Genomic DNA, 16,857 nt, shown 5'->3' with positions numbered 1-16,857 from the left:
AGCGTCGCGGCATGGAGACAGTTCCGATCCAGATGCCGGACGGCAGTGTCGTTCCGGTGCGGCTGATTCCGGCGAGCGGTGCGCACAGCCATCCGGTGACCCCGGACGCGCCGCGCCCGGTCGTGGTGATGATCCCGGGGCTCGGTGTCCCGGCCGGATACTACGAACTGTTCGCCGCCGGATTGGCTGAGCGCGGGTTCGATGTGGCGATCGGGGAGTTGCGCGGCCAGGGCGACAGTAAGCCGCGGCCGAGCTCCTCGAGTGCGTACGGCTACCACGAGCTGGCATCGGTCGACTTCCCGGCGATCTTCGAGGTCGTGCGCGACCGCTTCCCGGCCAGCACGCCGTACCTGCTCGGTCACAGCATGGGCGGCCAGCTGGCCGTGCTGTACGCCTCGCGGATCCGAGGCAGGCTCGGCGGGCTGATCCTGGTCGCGTCCGGATCTCCGTATTACCGCGGCTTCCGCGGCCTTTCGGGGCCCGGCATGCTGATGGGTACCACGGCGATCTCGCTGACCGCCAACATCGCGGGCTTCTGGCCCGGCGACCGGATCTCGCTGGCAGGCTTCGGCAGACAGTCGAGGGTGTTGATCTCCGACTGGGCGCGCCTGTCGCGCACCGGCCGATTCGTGCCGGTCGGCGCGGACATCGACTACGAGGAGCGGATCGGCAGACTGAAGCTGCCGATCCTGTCCATTACGATGACCGACGACGATCTCGCGCCGCCGAGTTCCGCGGAGCACCTGCTCGGCAAGATGCCCAAGGCCGACGTGACGACCTGGCACCAACCGGAACCATTGGGCCACAACGGCTGGATTCGCCAGTACCGCAGCACCGTCGATCAGATCGAGAAGTGGCTGCGCGACCGCTAGCCCGCGGCGTCGCCGTTGGCCGGGGTGAGTGCGAGGACCGGAATCTCCCACGGCACCGCGTCCTGGAAGTTGGCCAAGAAGGGCGCGACCACCAACTCGCTGTCCCACAACCGCTTCCGCTCCTCGCCCTCGACAATCGAGGCGACCACCGGCCATGAGTCGGTGCCGACCTCGACGGTGGCCTCGGGGTGTGCCACGAGATTGTGATACCAGCCTGGCTTGTTCGGCCGACCGCCGTTCGCGGCGAAAACCACCACCCGATCGCCGTCGCGCAGATAGCCGAGCGGCCAGGTGCGCTGCTCGCCCGTGCGCGCGCCGGTCGTAGTCAGAAGAAGCAAGCTCATGTTCGCGAACTGACCGCCGACGGCTCCACCGTTGGCGCGGAACTCCGCGATAATTTCCCGATTCAGTTGCTGCCGTTGCTCATTGGACACGCCTCATGCTATCCGCGGCCATCCGTTTCGGCGCGCCGATCGCTGCCCGCTGCCGCGTCGTATCGGAGGCGGGCGGTGGCCATGTACTCGCGGTGCCCCTCTGCCCAGTCGATGAGCGCGTCGACCTGGTTCGAGAGCGTGGCGCCGACGGGAGTCAACGCATAGTCCACTCGTGGCGGCGAGGTCGGAGTCACCGTACGCGCGACCATGCCGTCGCGTTCGAGGCTGCGCAGTGTGAGGGTGAGCATCCGCTGCGAGATGCCCTCGATCGAGCGCTGCAATTGTGAGTAGCGCTTGGGCCCGTCGGCCAGCAGCGCCATCACCAGGACGCTCCACTTGTCGCCCACTCGATCCAGCACCTCGCGCAGCTGACAGCTCGCGGTCTCGGCGCCGATCGGCGGCGCGGCATCGACCGGGTTACGCACATCGGTGTGCGGTAGGCGGGGCAAAGTGCCTTCTTCCATCACCGTGTCATTGTCGGCCAGACTCGAAGTCACGCACAAGAAGTAATCAACGAACAGAAAGTGCGGTACACCGTGACAGTGCAGCACCAGACGGTCGATCTCCACACTCCGCCACGCCGCCGCGGACCTCGGCCGACGACCACCGGGCGCGAGATTCCGCACGACCAGCTCGATCAGTTCTCGCCGCCGCAGCTCCGCGCCGCGCTCGTCGGGCACGCCACGGCATTGCCGGGTGTGTTCACCGGTCCGAGCCAGGTGTCCGAGCCGGCTTCGCTGGCGCTTCGACTACACGATCCACGCGGGCCGTGGGAGGCGTTCCTGTACCCGAGCCCGGACGAGTTCGGGCACATTCACCGCACCGGGTTCATGCATCTGACCGTGCCACGGCCGATCATCGCACCGCTGATCGGTGCCGGTTGGGTCGAGCCGCATCCGATCACGTTGCGCCCGCAATGGCCGGACACGATCGTGATGCTCTACGCGCCCCGTGATGTGGACGAACTTGCCTTGGCGACAGCTGTTTTGGATGCTTCGTGGCGGCAGGCAACCGAAGGCTGAGCTACGCCGGTATTTCAGTCGAGGTGGGTGCCGAATCCGTCGAGCATGGCGGTCAGCCCGATCTCGAAGTGATCGCTGTCGGCGGTTGCGGCGCGCGCTGGTTTCTCGCTGGTCAGCGGGCTTTGCCACCCTCCATCAGCATCTGGGTGAAGAACTCGTAGATGAGTCCGGCCTGGAACGCCGACTGCTTGTTGTCGGCCGCACCGCCGTGGCCGCCCTCGATGTTCTCGTGGTACCAGAACGTGTGGCCCTGCTCCTCGAGCAGCGCGGCCATCTTGCGGGCATGACCGGGGTGCACACGGTCGTCGCGGGTGGAGGTGGTGAGCAGGATCGGCGGATAGGCGATATCGGCGCTGGCGTTCTGGTAAGGCGAGTACTTGCTGATGTACTCCCATTCCTCCGGCTTGTCCGGGTCGCCGTACTCGGCCATCCACGAAGCTCCGGCCAGCAGCAGGTGATAGCGCTTCATGTCCAGCAGCGGCACCTGACAGACGATGGCGCCGAACAGTTCCGGGTAGCGGGTCAGCATCACGCCCATGAGCAGGCCGCCGTTGCTGCCGCCCACCGCGCCGAGCTGGTCGGCGGTGGTGATGCCGCGCGCCACCAGGTCCTTGGCGATGGAGGAGAAGTCCTCGTACACCTTGTGCCGATTGGCCTTCTGCACGGAGGTGTGCCACTCGGGGCCGTATTCGCCGCCGCCGCGGATATTGGTCATCACCCAGGTGCCGCCGCGCTCCAGCCAGCCCATACCGGAGGCGCCGCTGTAGGCGGGGGTGCGCGACACCTCGAAGCCGCCGTAGCCCGACATCACCGTCGGTCCCGGGCTGCCCTTGCGGTCACGATGGCGGATCACGAAGTACGGCACCATGGTTCCGTCGTCGGACTCGGCGAAGAACTGCTCGGTCTCGATGCCGGCTGCATCGAAGAAGCCCGGTTCCTGCTTGAGCTGTTCGGTCTGGCCACCGACCGCGCTGGCGAGCAGCGTCGCGGGATTGGTGAATCCGCTTGTGGTCAGCATGAACTCGTCGCCGCCCTCGAGCGGGTCCAGATTCATCACGCTGGTGGTGGCCATGGGCGGGGTGTCGGCCAGCGGCTCCTCGGTCCAGCCGTCGGGCCCCGGAGTCAGGACGTACAGCTTGGTTTGCACGTCCTCGAGGGTGATCAGCAGCAGATGGTTCTCGGTCCAGCCGTAGCCGTGCAGCGAGGTGTGCGCGTCCGGCGTGAAAATCACCTCGAATTCCCTTGCGCCGGAAAGAAATTTCTCGAAGTCGATGGCAAGCAGCGCGCCCGCGGGGTAGCGCGTTCCGCCTACCTCCCACGGCGACTTCAGCCGGATCAGCAGCCAATCCTTGTACCAGGATTCGCTGGCATCGGTGGGCACGTCGAGATGCCGCAGGCTGCCGTCGTCTTCGAGCAGGTACACCTCTTCGTTGAAGAAGTCGGTGGCACGTCCGACGAAATGCCGTTCATATCCGGGCGTGCGGTCGTAGCCTGCCGAGACCGCGACGTCGCCCGCTTCACCTTCGAATACCGTCTCCGCTTCGGTGAGCGGGGTGCCGCGCCGCCAGCGCTTGGCGATCCGCGGGTAACCGGAATCGGTCAGTGAGCCCGGACCGAAATCGGTACCGACATACACCGAATCGATATCGATCCAGCGCAATTCCGATTTCGCCTCCGGCAGGTGGAAACCACCGTCGGCCGGATCGATGAATTCCAGCTTCTCGATATCGAATTCGCGCACGACTTTCGCGTCGGCCCCACCGCGCGACAGGCTGATGAGTGCGCGGGACTGCTCCGGTCGCAGCACCGCGGCGCCACCCCACACCCAGTTCTCGTCCTCGGCGGTAGCCAGTGCGTCCACGTCGATCAGCACGTCCCAGTCGGGTGCGTCCTTGGCGTACTCGGCGAAAGTGGTACGCCGCCACAGCCCGCGCGGGTGTTCGGCGTCACGCCAGTAGTTGTAGAGCCACTGACCGCGCCGTCCCGGGTAGGCGATCTTGGTGTCGGTGTCGAGCATGTCGAGAATGCGGCGCTCGAGCTCGGTGAACCGCTCGGACGCGGCAAAACGCGCCACGACCACATCGTTGTGCGCGCGGGCCCAGTCCAGGGCCCGCTCATCGGTCACTTCTTCGAGCCACAGATACGGATCGTTCACACTCTGCTCAACACCGCTCATGCCCACATTGTTGCCGAGCGGCGCCGAGGAGGGTGGCCCGGTCACCAGAAGTGCGCGACGTCCAGGATGACCCGCGACCCGTTACCTGGGCCTTCGAGGGTGAAGACCCGGAAAGGGAGCCGATCACGGACGCCGAGTCCGACTGTTGTCTGCCCCTCGAACGAGCCTGCCCATGCCGCCTGGCGGAAGGTGCGGTAGCCCGTCACGTCGACCAGTTCGTTCCGATTCGACGGGCGGTAGGTGCCGTTGCCCGCATTGTCGTAGGCGGGCGCGAGCACGACAATGGTCAGGAATGCGCCGCCGCGCAAGGGAACCGGCGCGCCCGACGCGTCCATCACGACTTCGTCGACATAGCCGACTCGGTAGCCCGCGACCGAACCCGCGAGATCGAATACCAGTCGGTCGTAGCAGTCGTGGCGACCGGAACGGATGTTGATGATCGGGGCGGTGGACATGGCTGGGGTCCCTTTATCGAGCGAACCCCAGACGAATCCGCAATAGGGAGTCGCGGCGGCCGGTCCCGGGATGATCCAGAGGCCTACGCAAGTCGCGATCGAGGCAATCAAGAGCACTATGCGACGCATGGCCGCACCGCCTTCGGCAGAGGGGTGAAATATTCCGATAAATCGGTCGAATCGGACATGTTGTTACGCGGTGCTCGGCCGACGGGTATTCACAAGATCAGGCTCCGTAGTATCGGCATTTCCGTCCGAGCGAACAGGAGCCCAGCTTGTCTCCATTTCTGTGGGAACAGCATTGCTGTCTGCCGCTGCTGCCATCGGCGCGAATCGAGGAGTTGGCGCGGTATCCGCTCGGGTCCTACCTGTCGGTGAATATCGGATACAGCAGGCAATCGACCGCGGATTCGCTGGCGCTTGCACGGCAGTTCCGTCGGGATGCGTTGGCGGATAGACGATTTCGTTTGGTGCAGGGCTACGACGATGTCGTGGCCGACGCGGAAACCATTGCGCTGGCCTTCGACCTGGAAGACGCCGGTCCGCTCGGCGGGAAGCTCGACAACGTCGAAGTGTTCTACGACCTCGGCGTTCGCTCGCTGCTGCCCGCCTACAACCACGCCAACGAAGCGGGCGGCGGCTGCCTCGATACCGAGGACACCGGACTCACCGCCTACGGCCGTGACCTGGTGCGCACACTCAACGAGATCGGCATGTTCGTCGACGGCGCGCACTGCTCCCGGCGCACCGGCCTCGACCTGGCTTCGTGCACCGAGGTCCCGATGATCTACAGCCACGCCAACTTCGACACGCTGTGGAAGCACCCGCGCAATATCACCGACGGGCAGGCAGTGGCATGTGCGGGCACCGGCGGTGTAATCGGCATCAACGGTGTGGGAATCTTCCTGGGGCACAACGAACCCGATGAACGCGCCGAACGCGTGGAAGCGATGGCCAGGCATATCGAATACGGCGTCGAACTGGTCGGCGTCGAACATATCGGCATCGGCTCGGATTATTCGTTCGATGCCGCGGACTTCAACCATGAACTGCTGAGCAACCCGGCGGCGTTCTCCGATGCCTACACCAAATGGGGTCCACTGCAATGGGTTCCGCCCGAGGACCTACTCGGACTGAGTGAACTACCCGGCCTCGACGAGATCTTGGCGCGCCGAGGTTTCAGCGCCACCGATCGCGCTGCGGTATTCGGCGGAAACTTCGCCCGAATCGCACGACAGGTCTGGCGCGACTGACCCGCAGACGGGTGTGGCGCGACCGCTGAACGGTCGCGCCACACATCCCAGCGGCTCCTATTCGGCCTGGTCAGCCGAGGCGGACGAGCATCTTGCCGGTGTTGGCACCGGACAGGACACCGAGGAAGGCGGCGGGGGCCTGCTCGAGTCCTTCGTAGACCGTCTCCCTGGTGCGGATGGTGCCATCGGCCAGCCAGCCCGCTGCCTTGCCGATGTACTCGCCGAAGATCGGGAAGTAACTGTTCACCAGCATGCCGCGTAGCGAAAGCTCCTTGGTGGCGGCCTTGTACAGATCGGGCTGTACCTCGGCGGCTTCACCGTTATAGCCGCTGATGGCGCCGACGAGCGCGATCCGGCCCTTGGGCCGCATGGCCTCCACCGCGACGCGCAGCTGCTCGCCGCCCACGCTGTCGAGGTATACATCGATGCCGCCGGGCGCCGCCGTCGCGAGCTGCCCGGCCAGGTCGCCCGCTCGGTAATCGATGGCGGCGTCGTAGCCGAATTCGTCGAGCAGCAGCTTGGTCTTGGCCGGTCCGCCCGCGGAGCCGATGACACGGCCGGCGCCGAGCGCCTTGGCGATCTGTCCCGCGACGCTGCCCACCGCGCCTGCCGCGGCGGAAATGAAGACGGTGTCGCCGGGCTGGATCGGCGCCACGTCGGTCAGCGCCGCGTACGCGGTGAGGCCGGTGGTGCCGAGTGCGCCCAAGAAGTGATGCGCCGCGGCAAGTTCCGGCGCGATCGGGGTGGCGGTCGCGGCATCGAGCACCGCGTACTCGCGCCAGCCCGCGAAATGCGAGACCGTCGTGCCGACGGGGATGTCCAGGCTGCGTGAGGCGATCACCTCGCCGAGCGCCGAACCCTCCAGCGCGGTGTCGAGCTGGAACGGCGGGATGTAGGAGGGGCGGTCGTCCATCCGGCCACGCATATACGGGTCGACCGACATCCAAGTGTTGCGAACCAGGATCTGCCCGTCGGCCAGCTCCGGAATCGGCCGCTGCACCAGCGCGAAGTGTTCGGCTGTCGGAGCGCCGGTCGGCCGCGCGGCCAACCGGATCTCCCGCGAGGTGCGTGGGAGGGTCTGGACGTCGTTCTGGGTGGTGACGGTCTGCATGACACTGCCTTTTCTTCGGTCGATCCGAACCGTGTCGATCCGGTACCGAAGACGTTATGGACTCGCGGACCCGGTTCCCAGGTCCTCCGATGCCACCGACCGGTCCAAACGTGCCACCTTTGTGACCTGGTGAAACAGCCCGGTTCGGCGGCTAATGGACGCCCGCGGCCCGCAGCCGTGACGGCGATGAACCGCTCCATCGCTGGACCGCCTTGCGCAGGGCGCGATCGTCGGTGAACCCGAGCCGCCCCGCGATGGCCGCGGTGGTCAAACGGCCTTCTCCCAGTAGGGTTTTCGCTTGTTCGTAGCGAACGAGGTCGAACTCGTGCCGCCAGGTGGTGCCCTGCTCGGACAGTTGGCGTTGCAGGGTGCGCGGGCTGACCGCCAGCCTGCGGGCGACCGCGGCGAGCGACGGGTCGCCGTCGGCGATCGCGGCGGCCACCGCGATGCGGAACGCGTCGAGCGGACCGGAGATCGGGCGCGCCGTGGCCAGCACCAGATCGGCATGGCTGCGCAGCAGGTCCGCCAGCATCGGGTCGTTGCGCGGCAGCGGGGCGGTGGCGTCCGCGGCTGTGAAGGTGATGGTGTCGGCGGGTGCGTCGAATTCGATGCGGTCGGTACCGAAGGCGTCGGTGAGTGCCGTGTGATCGCGTGGCGCGGCATGACCGAAGGTGACCTGGGTCGGGATCACACTGCGGCCGGTGGCCTCTCGGGCCCGCCGCAGGTAGTAGGCGAGCACGTATTCGTTGACAACGGCCGCGACCGCCGGATCACCCGCGGTGGTGCGAAATCCGACGGTGAGGTCGCCGTCGTGATGCAGGTCGAAGCCTTCGGCTGCTGCGGTCACCAGGCGGTGATACGGCTGGGCCGCGCGCAGCGAATCGGCCAGTGTCGGCCCGGTGGTGACGAGATAGTCCCAGGTGGTGAGGGTGCCGAGCGGCGCGGCATCGGCTACCGCGACACCGGCGCCCGGACCCGGCCTCGCACCGGCGAGCAACTCCCACAGCCGAACCAGCGAACGCAGCGGAATCCGGTTGAGCTCCCCGGCCAGTGCCGCGTCGTCGATGCCGTGCACGGCCGCGAGTTGTTCGGCGCCGACACCCGCGCGCCGAGCCTCAGCGAGGACCAACCGGATCAGATGGGTCGATGCGGTCTCGTCCAACGGGTCGAGAGCCAGTGGCACCGATCGCTGTGCGGTGCGCGGATCATCGAAACCCACTCCGCGATCTGCCACGAGTCCACAGTAGTGAGCGGGCCGGGGTCGGTCACACCGCCGCCGCGACCGACAGCTTCCGACCGCCACGGGATCCGTTCATTTTGTTCACGCCGAAGATCTGCCAGGTCGATGTGCCGTGCTTCTCACCGTTGCGGGGGACCGGTGAGTGAAGTCCTGGCGGCGGAGTTAGGCTCGGTGGCGTGACTTCCCATTACGACGTTGTCGTTCTCGGTGCCGGTCCTGGCGGTTATGTCGCCGCCATCCGTGCGGCACAACTTGGCCTCCGTACCGCGATCGTCGAGCAGAAGTATTGGGGCGGCGTCTGCCTCAACGTCGGCTGTATCCCCTCCAAGGCATTGTTGCGCAACGCAGAACTGGCGCACATCTTCACCAAGGAAGCCAAGACCTTCGGCATCTCCGGTGAGGTGAGCTTCGACTTCGGCGTCGCGTTCGACCGCAGCCGCAAGGTCGCCGACGGCCGCGTCAAGGGCGTTCACTTCCTGATGAAGAAGAACAAGATCGACGAGTTCGACGGTAAGGGCACCTTCACCGACGCGAACACCCTCTCGGTCGCGCTGTCCAACGGCGGCACCGAGACGATCACCTTCGGCAACGCGATCATCGCCACGGGCACCGTCACCAAGCTGCTGCCCGGCACCTCGCTGAGCGCGAACGTCGTCACCTACGAGGAGCAGATCCTCACCAAGGACCTGCCCGGTTCGATCCTGATCGTCGGCGCGGGCGCGATCGGTATGGAGTTCGGCTACGTCCTGAAGAACTACGGCGTCGACGTGCGCATCGTGGAGTTCCTCGACCGCGCCCTGCCGAACGAGGACGTGGACGTCTCCAAGGAGATCACCAAGCAGTACAAGAAGCTCGGCGTCACCATCACCACCGGTGCGGCCGTGCAGTCCATCGACGACGACGGCGCCAAGGTGACCGTCAGCATCAAGGACAACAAGAGCGGCTCGGTCGAGACCGTCACCGTCGACAAGGTGCTGCAGGCCGTCGGCTTCGCGCCCCGGGTCGAGGGCTACGGCCTGGAGAACACCGGAGTCGCGCTCGACCGTGGCGCCATCGCCATCGACGACAACATGCGCACCAACGTGCCGCACATCTACGCCATCGGTGACGTGACCGCGAAGCTTCAGCTCGCCCACGTCGCGGAGGCCCAGGGCGTCGTCGCCGCCGAAACCATCGCGGGCGCACCGACCCTCACCCTCGGTGACTACCGCATGATGCCGCGCGCCACCTTCTGCCAGCCGCAGGTCGCCAGCTTCGGCCTCACCGAGCAGCAGGCCCGCGACGAAGGTTACGACGTGAAGGTCGCGACCTTCCCGTTCACCGCCAATGGCAAGGCGCACGGCCTCGGTGACCCGACCGGTTTCGTCAAGCTGGTCTCCGACGCCGAGTACGGCGAACTCCTCGGCGGCCACCTCATCGGCCCGGACGTCTCCGAGCTGCTGCCGGAACTCACCCTCGCCCAGAAGTGGGACCTGACGGTCAACGAGCTGACCCGCAACGTCCACACCCACCCGACCCTGAGCGAGGCGCTGCAGGAAGCCTTCCACGGCCTCGGCGGCCACATGATCAACTTCTGATCGGTTCACGCCGCGCCGTGACGGTGGCCGGTTCGCTTCGGCGGACCGGCCACCGCCGTTTCAGCGCAGCCGCGGTCGCTGGTAGCGCGGCTACCCGGCTGCTATACAGGTCGGATGCGTAGGTGGTTGATCGGTGGCGCACTGGTACTCGTCGTGGTGGTGACGCTGGCGATCGGCGGCTACTTCCTGATGAATTCGCGGACGCACCAACTCGCGGGTCGATTGGTGAACCGGGTCGATACCACCGAGAAGGTGGTGGCGCTGACCCTGGACGACGGCCCGACCGCCAAGACCCCCGACGTATTGAAAGTCCTTGCGGAGGCTACAGTTCCGGCCACCTTCTACCTGGTCGGCGGCGACCTGGCCGCTAACCCGCAGCACGGCAAGGCAATCGCCCAGGCAGGGCACGAGATCGGCAACCATACCTACAGTCACCGCCGAATGGTCCTGGTCTCCTCCGGCACCGTCCGCGACGAGCTGGAACGCACCGACACCGAAATCGCGAAAACCGGCTACCAGGGCCCGATTACATTCCGCCCGCCCTACGGCAAGAAGCTCTGGACACTACCCAAGTACCTGTCCGACCAAGACCGCACCACGGTCACCTGGGACGTCGAACCCGATTCCGGCAAAGACGCGAGCACCGACGACATTGTCGCCGAGACCGTCCGCCAGGTCCGCCCAGGATCCATCATCCTGCTCCATGTCATGCACGAATACGCCGCCACCGCCCTGGCCGCCATCCCCCGAATCGTGTCCGAACTCCGCTCTGCCGGATACCGTTTCGTCACCGTCTCGGACCTACTGACCCGCTGAGACTCGATACCTACCTCGGCTGTCGAGGTCAGCGAATGGGTTACGTGCTGGCGATCAGAGCATGCCGTAGGCGTGGGTTGGGGTGAGGCGGACCAGGGCGCGGCGGTCGGTGACCATGGCTTTGCGGTAGTCGTCCCAGTCGGGGTGTTCGCCGGAGCCCGCCCGGTAGTAGGCGACCAGTTCGTCGACGGTGGGGTCGTCGGGGGCGGCCGCTACGGGGGTGAGTTCGACGGTGCCTTCGATGACGGCGTAGGCGAAGAAGTCGGGGCGGGTTACGTGAATCGCGGCCCATGGGTCGCGGACGAGGTTGTGATACTTCGCGCGGTCGGCGGTGATGGAGATGCGGATGATGCCGTCGTCGCCGATGACGTGCAGGACGTTGGACAGCTGGGGACGGCCGTTGCGGCGGATCGTGGTGAGCACGGACCGGGGGATGGTGCGGGCGAAATCGATTGCGGCAGTGAGTTCCATGACTGTATTCAACCGATCGCCCGGCATGGTCGTTCCCGGCTGCCGCGCGACACGCCGTTCGAGCGCCAGCGGCTCGGTGCCGTCCTCATTCCCGGTGGTAGGCGGCCTGGGCGTCGCGGACTCGTGGCATGTTCGTTTCGAGCACTTGGATCAAGGACTCCAAGTGTGCGGCAACGTCTGCGCCGAGGTCGGTGAGGGTGTATTCGACGCGGGGCGGAATGGTTTCGTGGACCTCGCGGTGCACCATGCCGTCGCGCTCGAGGGCCTGCAGGGTCTGCGACAGCATGCGCTCGCTGACGCCGTCGACGCGCCTGCGCAGCGCGCTGAATCGGTACGAACCCTCGCGCAACGCGACGAGGGCCAGGATGCCCCAGCGGCTGGCCACGTTCTGCAAAACCGGTCGTGACGTGCAGTTTCTGGCGAAAACGTCGGCTTCCAGCGCGGGATCGTCGGTGTCCACCGACTGGAGGCGCTGTGTACTCATGAATCCGATGGTACCCAACTTGACCAAAGTAGTGTAGAAATGCATAGTACTTACTATTAGTTAGTGCTTGCAGATCGGTACACACTCTTGGAGGTAGTCATGACCGTCGCAGTAACAGGAGCAAGCGGGCACCTGGGTCGTCTCGTGGTGGAGGCGCTGTTGCGTGAGGGGTCGACGCCGGTTGTCGCGATCGTGCGTGATCCGCAGAAGGTCGCCGATCTGGCCGAGCGGGGCGTCGAGGTCCGGCAGGCCGGTTACGACGACGCGGCCGCGCTGGACCGCGCCCTCGACGGCGTCGATCGCGTGCTGCTCATCTCCGGCAACCAGTTCGGCCAACGAGTAGCCCAGCACACCAATGTCATTCGGGCCGCTGAGCGGGCCGGTGTGAAACTTCTTGCCTACACCAGCATTCCGCGTGCCACCGAGAACTCGCTGATCCTGGCGCAGGAGCACAGGGGAACCGAGGCCGTGCTCGCGGAATCGGCTGTCCCGCATGCCGTACTACGCAATGGCTGGTATTGGGAGAACTACTTCGGCGGGCTCGGGCACGCGGTCGACACCGGCGTGTTGCACGGTGCGGCGGGCGAGGGCCGGGTGGCGGGAGCCGCGCGCGCCGACTACGCCGAGGCGGCCGCGCGCGTGCTCACCACCGACGGGCACGAGGGCAAGGTCTATGAACTGGGCGGCGACGAGCGTCTCACCTATGCCGAACTGGCGCAGGTGATCTCGGAGGCGTCGGGTAAGCCGGTGCGCTACCGGAACCTGTCGCAGGCGGACTACAGCGCCGCGCTCGAGCAGGCGGGTCTCGACGCGGGCTACGCCGCGGCGCTGGCCGACGCGGACGCCGGAATCGCCTCGGGGATTCTCGACGTGGACAGCGGCGACCTGCAGAAACTGATCGGCCGCGCCTCGACGCCCGCGGTCGAGGTGTTCCGCACCGCTCTCGCCTGACCGGCCCCGGCGGACACTGTCGCGGCTCGCTCGCGGCAGTGTCCGCCGAATGGACCGGTCACACCCACTGCACGAGCTGCAGAATGATCCCGTTCGGATCGCTCATCTGGAAGTAGCGTTCGCCCCATTCCTCGGTTTCGATGGGCGTCACGATCGGCACCCCCTCGGCTTGTAGCCGCGCGTACTCCGTGTCGATGTCGTCCACGACGAATACGACGAGCAGGCCGTCACTGGCGCTGCCCGCCGCGCTCATGGGCTTGAAGGTCTCCAGCCCGGTCCGCAGAAAAATCAGGTTCAGGCCTGCGTCCGGCCGATCCAGCGACACGAATCCGTCGGCCGACATCCGCTCGGTGAACCCGAGGTGGTCGATGGCGAACTGTGCCGACGCCTGTGGGTCGGCGACATTGAGCGAGATGGCGGAAGCGGTGATGTTCATAGGCCCTCCTCTGGGCTGCGCTTTATCTCTATACTAAGTACGTTATACTTTGTAGAGAATTCCCCGCCTTGCTGCACTATGACCTGTGTCACATCGATACCATCGAAGGCTCGGGCAGTACGTCCGCAGAACTGAGGAGGCGGTGTGGCCGACGGCCTGGACAAGCAGCCGAAGGAGCGCAGCGGCGCGGGCGATCCCGTGCGGACTCTGGAGCTACTCTGGCGAGTTCCTGGGAACCAGGGCGCCGTGCGTGGCCCGAAGCAGCGCAGCAGCGTGGACGCCGTGGTCGTCGCCGCGATCGGGATCGCCGACGCGGACGGGATCGGCGCACTCACCATGCGCGCCGTCGCCAACCGGCTCGGCCTGACGCCCATGGCCACCTACACCTATGTGCCGGGCAAGGCGGAGCTGATCGACCTGATGCTGGACACGGTCTATCGCGACATGTCTCGCGCGGACCTGACCGATCTGCCGTGGCGCGACCGGGTCACGATGATTGCCGCGGAGAACCGTGCGCTGCTGGCGCTGCACCCGTGGGTGGCGTACCTGCCGACCACTCGTCCGCCGCTCGGCCCCGGTCTGGCCGCCAAGTACGACCACGAACTGCGTGCCTTCGACGGCCTCGGGCTCGGCGATGTCGAGATGGATGCCGCGCTCACCTTCGTGCTCGGCTTTGTCACCTCGGTCGCCCGCATAGCCATCGACACCGCCCGAGCAGCCTCCGACAGCACGATGACCGACCTCGAATGGTGGGAGCGTGCCGCGCCGGTGCTGGAGCGGGTGTTCGACGCCGATCGCTACCCGCTGGCCGCCCGCGTGGGCGTCGCGGCAGGCCAGGCACACGACTCCGCTTACAGCGCCGACCACGCCTACGAATTCGGGTTGATCCGGGTCCTGGACGGTTTGGCGAAATTGATCGAAAACCGTTGAACGGCAGCGTCCCCGTCAGACCCCGTCGCGCTGGATGCGCAGGGCGGTGATGGTCGAGGCGAGGCCCTCGTATTGGTTGACGAGCAGGACGATTTCGATGAGGCTGCGGTCGTCGTAATGCTTGGCCAGGGTCGACCAGACGGTGTCGTCGATGTCGCGAGACTCCACCAACTGGTCGACGGCGGCAAGCAGGGTGTGGTGTTTGTCCGACCATTCGGGTGCGGACGGTCCGCTGCGGAGGCGATCCAGGATTTCGGGAGTGACACCCGCTCGTTTGCCGAGGCGAATGTGGTGGTCCATCTCGTATGCGCAGTTGCGCAGGTGCGCGACGCGCAGGATCACGAGTTCCGACTCATGCCTCGGCAGCCTGCCGCCCGGCATGAGCTTGCCCGAATAGTGTAGCCAGCCGCGGAACAGGCCCTTAGTGCGTCCGAGGGTACTGAATAGATGGGCATCGTCGGTCCCGGCGGCGCGTGAGAGCACCTGCCAGACAACCCAATTGACGGGACCCAACTCCCGGAGCCGACCAGGTGAAACCCGTGGTTGCAACGCCGAAACCATGCTTGCGCCTCCTCCTCCGAGATCTCCACATAGGCAGCGCACCGGCGCGCTGCCGGAGATCTTGGTTGCGGGGCCCGCGGTGGGGACGGGCCCATTCGAAGCGTACTAAAGCGTGTGTCCCAAACCGGTGGGGTTGGTCGACACCGATCCGGAAAAACAACGCGACCATCCGGTCTGCATCGGCGTGTTCTTCCTGGCGCTCTTCGGTTTCCGGTGGTTTTCGGGGTGATAGCGCGTCATCATCAGTACCGGCGCGGTCGTGCGGCGGGAGGTCCGCGTCGATCCGATATAGGCGGGCAGGGAAAACGCGATGCTGGTGAAGATCAAGACCGGAGCGACTCTTTCCGGGGCCGAACAGGAGTTCGTCGAGAGTCTGCGGTTGTTTCCGACGACCTGCCTCGCGGTGATCGATCTGGAGGTGGGCGACAACGGGGCCCGGCAGGTCGACGCGGTGCTTTTCACCGCACGCGGGATCACGGTGATCGAGGTCAGGGGCTTCCGGCGGCGCCAGAGCGGCATCCTCAATGTTCCTGGCGACGGGCCGTGGACGATCAGCGACGCGCCGGTCGACCTGGACGACGAGGGCACGGTCAGCCCATCGGACCAGCTGGAGCACGCGGTGTACGCGGTGAAGAGCAGGCTGGAGCGGGCGTTGCTCGACCCCGGCCATGTGTGCGGTGCGGTGGTGCTGGTTCCCTTCCGTGGCGTCGTGGTGCGTCCGGCGCGCACCAACCTGCGTCCCGGCATCGACATTCTCGCCGCCAATGCTCGCGATGCGACAGAACTGCGCATATACCTGGAAAGCTTCTCTGCCGGGCCGCGCGACTGGACCGCCGACCGTGTCTTCTCCGCGTGCCGAGCGCTTGGTGCCGACAGTGGCCCCTCACGCGCCGAGCTCATCGCCGACGGTTTCGACGCGGTGGCGCCCGAGGCGAACCCGCTCGGGTTGCCTGAGGCCAAACCGCCGCGCGTCGCGGCGATCCCCGGCGAACCGACGCGACGTCAGAGCATTGCCTCCTGGGTCGTCGTCGCCCTTGCGGTCATCGGACTACTCGTCGTACTCGGAGCCGTCATCAGCGGTATCGCACACGACTCCGGTCGCGCGCACCCCGACCCTGGCAGCGGGTCGTCATCGAGCTCGGAGCCCTCACCACCGCCGTATCGCCCGGTCGAATGCTGGCCCCTCCAGCCGGATTGCTGATCACTCGAATCCGCTTCGGCTGTCCCGGGTCGGCAGGTGATCCTGGAGGCAGCAGCGCGCTGGTCGCATAGCCGAGAGCCCTCGGCCAGGTCGACCGGATGGTTGACGAACCGGTTCGGCGAGGCGTCAATCGCGCACGGCGCGGGCGAGTTTGGTGAGGTCGAGGGCCTGTTGGGCGCGAGAAAGGACGTGGGCTCGTGAGCTGTCGATGTGGGCGGTGAGTGTGCCGAGGGCGGTGTCGGGGTTGCCGGACAGGAGTTGTTCGGCAATGGCGATGTGTTCGGCGGTCATGGTGGCAATGCGGTCGGGGGTTGGCAGATCCAAGGTGCGGACCGGGCGCACCCGGACGTAGACGCCGGTAAGCGCGTCGGCAAGCGCCGTATTGCCGGCTGCGGCAAGCAGAGTCGTGTGGAACTGCTCGTCGTCGGCAACCAGTGCCGGGCCGGGTTCGGGTGGCTCGTCGAGCATCCCGCGCCACTTGTCGAGTTCTGCGCGCACCAGTGACAGATCGTGTGCGGGCGGGGGGTCGAAGCTGCGCTCCACCCGTTCGGTGGCGTGGACGACATCGAGGATGCGCTGAATGCCCCTGGTTTCCAACACTGTCCGCAGCTCGTAGAGGTTGTCCAGCTCCTCGATCCGCGGCCGGTACGGGTAAAGGCCGTCGGCGTGCCGCTCGACAAGGCCGTCGGCTTGCAGTCGGGCGAGCGCCTCCCGCACCGGAGTGCGCGACACACCGTAGATCTCGGCGAGCCTCTCCTCGCCGAGCCGTTCGGTAGGCACGATCGCTCCCGTGGCAAAGTCTCGCCGCAGCGAGTGATACACCCTCTCGCTCAGCGGGACTCGCCCCCTGCGCGTCACGGCGGCCAG

The 16,857-nt window shown here is 66.4% G+C and carries 20 protein-coding genes; 8 read left to right on the top strand and 12 right to left on the bottom strand.

The window, feature by feature from the left end; translation table 11 throughout:
* The first annotated feature begins 11 nt into the window (after positions 1 to 11).
* The gene (locus ACFQZZ_RS27845; protein ID WP_378686644.1) at positions 12 to 872 is read left to right on the top strand and encodes an alpha/beta fold hydrolase; all 861 of its coding nucleotides are present in this window, start codon (positions 12 to 14) and stop codon (positions 870 to 872) included.
* Here ACFQZZ_RS27845 and ACFQZZ_RS27840 read toward each other — a convergent pair.
* Both ACFQZZ_RS27840 and ACFQZZ_RS27835 read right to left on the bottom strand, forming a co-directional pair.
* Positions 869 to 1,306 (bottom strand): nitroreductase family deazaflavin-dependent oxidoreductase, encoded by a 438-nt coding sequence (locus ACFQZZ_RS27840; RefSeq protein ID WP_378686642.1) that lies wholly within the window; start codon positions 1,304 to 1,306, stop codon positions 869 to 871. The two genes, ACFQZZ_RS27845 and ACFQZZ_RS27840, sit on opposite strands and share 4 nt — an antisense overlap.
* Positions 1,307 to 1,314: 8 nt before the next feature.
* Positions 1,315 to 1,803: a winged helix-turn-helix transcriptional regulator gene (locus ACFQZZ_RS27835; RefSeq protein WP_378686640.1), complete on the bottom strand. Its 489-nt coding sequence runs from the start codon at positions 1,801 to 1,803 to the stop codon at positions 1,315 to 1,317.
* A gap of 39 nt (positions 1,804 to 1,842) precedes the next feature.
* Between ACFQZZ_RS27835 and ACFQZZ_RS27830 the strand changes: the two genes are divergently transcribed.
* Positions 1,843 to 2,328 (top strand): luciferase family protein, encoded by a 486-nt coding sequence (locus ACFQZZ_RS27830; RefSeq protein ID WP_378686638.1) that lies wholly within the window; start codon positions 1,843 to 1,845, stop codon positions 2,326 to 2,328.
* Positions 2,329 to 2,440: 112 nt separating this feature from the next.
* Here ACFQZZ_RS27830 and ACFQZZ_RS27825 read toward each other — a convergent pair whose 3' ends face one another.
* Together ACFQZZ_RS27825 and ACFQZZ_RS27820 are read right to left on the bottom strand one after the other, a co-directional pair.
* Positions 2,441 to 4,504, bottom strand: a complete 2,064-nt coding sequence (locus ACFQZZ_RS27825) for a prolyl oligopeptidase family protein (RefSeq protein WP_378686636.1) — start codon at positions 4,502 to 4,504, stop codon at positions 2,441 to 2,443.
* 41 nt (positions 4,505 to 4,545) lie between these two features.
* Positions 4,546 to 4,959, bottom strand: a complete 414-nt coding sequence (locus ACFQZZ_RS27820) for a hypothetical protein (protein WP_378686635.1) — start codon at positions 4,957 to 4,959, stop codon at positions 4,546 to 4,548.
* A 275-nt stretch (positions 4,960 to 5,234) separates the two neighbouring features.
* Between ACFQZZ_RS27820 and ACFQZZ_RS27815 the strand changes: the two genes are divergently transcribed.
* The gene (locus ACFQZZ_RS27815; RefSeq protein WP_378686634.1) at positions 5,235 to 6,212 is read left to right on the top strand and encodes a dipeptidase; all 978 of its coding nucleotides are present in this window, start codon (positions 5,235 to 5,237) and stop codon (positions 6,210 to 6,212) included.
* Between the two features lie 70 nt (positions 6,213 to 6,282).
* Here ACFQZZ_RS27815 and ACFQZZ_RS27810 read toward each other — a convergent pair whose 3' ends face one another.
* Together ACFQZZ_RS27810 and ACFQZZ_RS27805 are read right to left on the bottom strand one after the other, a co-directional pair.
* Positions 6,283 to 7,323, bottom strand: coding sequence for an NADP-dependent oxidoreductase (locus ACFQZZ_RS27810; RefSeq protein ID WP_378686632.1), 1,041 nt, complete (start codon positions 7,321 to 7,323; stop codon positions 6,283 to 6,285).
* A gap of 151 nt (positions 7,324 to 7,474) precedes the next feature.
* Entirely contained in the window at positions 7,475 to 8,557 is a 1,083-nt protein-coding gene (locus ACFQZZ_RS27805; RefSeq protein ID WP_378686631.1) for an AraC family transcriptional regulator ligand-binding domain-containing protein, read from the bottom strand.
* Between the two features lie 182 nt (positions 8,558 to 8,739).
* Between ACFQZZ_RS27805 and lpdA the strand changes: the two genes are divergently transcribed.
* Entirely contained in the window at positions 8,740 to 10,140 is a 1,401-nt protein-coding gene (gene lpdA, locus ACFQZZ_RS27800) for a dihydrolipoyl dehydrogenase (RefSeq protein ID WP_378686629.1), read from the top strand.
* Between the two features lie 114 nt (positions 10,141 to 10,254).
* A complete protein-coding gene (locus ACFQZZ_RS27795; RefSeq protein ID WP_378686627.1) occupies positions 10,255 to 10,956 on the top strand; it encodes a polysaccharide deacetylase family protein in 702 nt (233 codons plus the stop codon).
* A 54-nt stretch (positions 10,957 to 11,010) separates the two neighbouring features.
* On the opposite strand, the gene ACFQZZ_RS27790 is transcribed toward ACFQZZ_RS27795, so the two are convergent.
* Together ACFQZZ_RS27790 and ACFQZZ_RS27785 are read right to left on the bottom strand one after the other, a co-directional pair.
* Positions 11,011 to 11,427 (bottom strand): PPOX class F420-dependent oxidoreductase, encoded by a 417-nt coding sequence (locus ACFQZZ_RS27790; protein WP_378686625.1) that lies wholly within the window; start codon positions 11,425 to 11,427, stop codon positions 11,011 to 11,013.
* 85 nt (positions 11,428 to 11,512) lie between these two features.
* Complete coding sequence (locus tag ACFQZZ_RS27785) at positions 11,513 to 11,911, bottom strand: winged helix-turn-helix transcriptional regulator (RefSeq protein ID WP_378686623.1); 399 nt, start codon at positions 11,909 to 11,911, stop codon at positions 11,513 to 11,515.
* 99 nt (positions 11,912 to 12,010) lie between these two features.
* Between ACFQZZ_RS27785 and ACFQZZ_RS27780 the strand changes: the two genes are divergently transcribed.
* Positions 12,011 to 12,862 (top strand): SDR family oxidoreductase, encoded by an 852-nt coding sequence (locus ACFQZZ_RS27780; RefSeq protein WP_378686621.1) that lies wholly within the window; start codon positions 12,011 to 12,013, stop codon positions 12,860 to 12,862.
* A gap of 58 nt (positions 12,863 to 12,920) precedes the next feature.
* On the opposite strand, the gene ACFQZZ_RS27775 is transcribed toward ACFQZZ_RS27780, so the two are convergent.
* Complete coding sequence (locus ACFQZZ_RS27775) at positions 12,921 to 13,298, bottom strand: VOC family protein (protein WP_378686619.1); 378 nt, start codon at positions 13,296 to 13,298, stop codon at positions 12,921 to 12,923.
* A gap of 144 nt (positions 13,299 to 13,442) precedes the next feature.
* Here ACFQZZ_RS27775 and ACFQZZ_RS27770 point away from each other — a divergent pair, with 144 nt between their 5' ends.
* Positions 13,443 to 14,228 (top strand): TetR/AcrR family transcriptional regulator, encoded by a 786-nt coding sequence (locus tag ACFQZZ_RS27770; protein WP_378686617.1) that lies wholly within the window; start codon positions 13,443 to 13,445, stop codon positions 14,226 to 14,228.
* 15 nt (positions 14,229 to 14,243) lie between these two features.
* Here ACFQZZ_RS27770 and ACFQZZ_RS27765 read toward each other — a convergent pair whose 3' ends face one another.
* Both ACFQZZ_RS27765 and ACFQZZ_RS27760 read right to left on the bottom strand, forming a co-directional pair.
* The gene (locus ACFQZZ_RS27765; RefSeq protein WP_378687134.1) at positions 14,244 to 14,777 is read right to left on the bottom strand and encodes a carboxymuconolactone decarboxylase family protein; all 534 of its coding nucleotides are present in this window, start codon (positions 14,775 to 14,777) and stop codon (positions 14,244 to 14,246) included.
* Positions 14,778 to 14,894: 117 nt separating this feature from the next.
* Positions 14,895 to 15,116 carry a hypothetical protein gene (locus tag ACFQZZ_RS27760; RefSeq protein ID WP_378686615.1) on the bottom strand — a complete coding sequence of 74 codons (222 nt, stop codon included), beginning with the start codon at positions 15,114 to 15,116 and terminating at the stop codon, positions 14,895 to 14,897.
* On the opposite strand from ACFQZZ_RS27760, the gene ACFQZZ_RS27755 reads away from it, so the two are divergent.
* Positions 15,100 to 15,990, top strand: a complete 891-nt coding sequence (locus ACFQZZ_RS27755; RefSeq protein WP_378686613.1) for a nuclease-related domain-containing protein — start codon at positions 15,100 to 15,102, stop codon at positions 15,988 to 15,990. The two genes, ACFQZZ_RS27760 and ACFQZZ_RS27755, sit on opposite strands and share 17 nt — an antisense overlap.
* A gap of 126 nt (positions 15,991 to 16,116) precedes the next feature.
* Here ACFQZZ_RS27755 and ACFQZZ_RS27750 read toward each other — a convergent pair whose 3' ends face one another.
* The gene (locus tag ACFQZZ_RS27750) at positions 16,117 to 16,848 is read right to left on the bottom strand and encodes a GntR family transcriptional regulator (RefSeq protein ID WP_378686611.1); all 732 of its coding nucleotides are present in this window, start codon (positions 16,846 to 16,848) and stop codon (positions 16,117 to 16,119) included.
* Positions 16,849 to 16,857: the final 9 nt, after the last annotated feature.

Origin of the sequence: Nocardia sp. GCM10030253, from assembly GCF_042675075.1 — a bacterium.
Classification (GTDB): domain Bacteria; phylum Actinomycetota; class Actinomycetes; order Mycobacteriales; family Mycobacteriaceae; genus Nocardia.
This window is presented reverse-complemented; position numbering and strand designations above follow the sequence as displayed.

Bases quoted from the DNA above. Each gene is read 5' to 3' on its own strand.
- ACFQZZ_RS27845 (WP_378686644.1), top strand. From the start codon at position 12: ATGGAGACAGTTCCGATCCAGATGCCGGACGGCAGTGTCGTTCCGGTG.
- ACFQZZ_RS27825 (WP_378686636.1), bottom strand. From the start codon at position 4,504: ATGAGCGGTGTTGAGCAGAGTGTGAACGATCCGTATCTGTGGCTCGAA.
- ACFQZZ_RS27820 (WP_378686635.1), bottom strand. From the start codon at position 4,959: ATGTCCACCGCCCCGATCATCAACATCCGTTCCGGTCGCCACGACTGC.
- ACFQZZ_RS27810 (WP_378686632.1), bottom strand. From the start codon at position 7,323: ATGCAGACCGTCACCACCCAGAACGACGTCCAGACCCTCCCACGCACC.
- ACFQZZ_RS27795 (WP_378686627.1), top strand. From the start codon at position 10,255: ATGCGTAGGTGGTTGATCGGTGGCGCACTGGTACTCGTCGTGGTGGTG.
- ACFQZZ_RS27790 (WP_378686625.1), bottom strand. From the start codon at position 11,427: ATGGAACTCACTGCCGCAATCGATTTCGCCCGCACCATCCCCCGGTCC.
- ACFQZZ_RS27785 (WP_378686623.1), bottom strand. From the start codon at position 11,911: ATGAGTACACAGCGCCTCCAGTCGGTGGACACCGACGATCCCGCGCTG.
- ACFQZZ_RS27780 (WP_378686621.1), top strand. From the start codon at position 12,011: ATGACCGTCGCAGTAACAGGAGCAAGCGGGCACCTGGGTCGTCTCGTG.
- ACFQZZ_RS27775 (WP_378686619.1), bottom strand. From the start codon at position 13,298: ATGAACATCACCGCTTCCGCCATCTCGCTCAATGTCGCCGACCCACAG.
- ACFQZZ_RS27755 (WP_378686613.1), top strand. From the start codon at position 15,100: ATGCTGGTGAAGATCAAGACCGGAGCGACTCTTTCCGGGGCCGAACAG.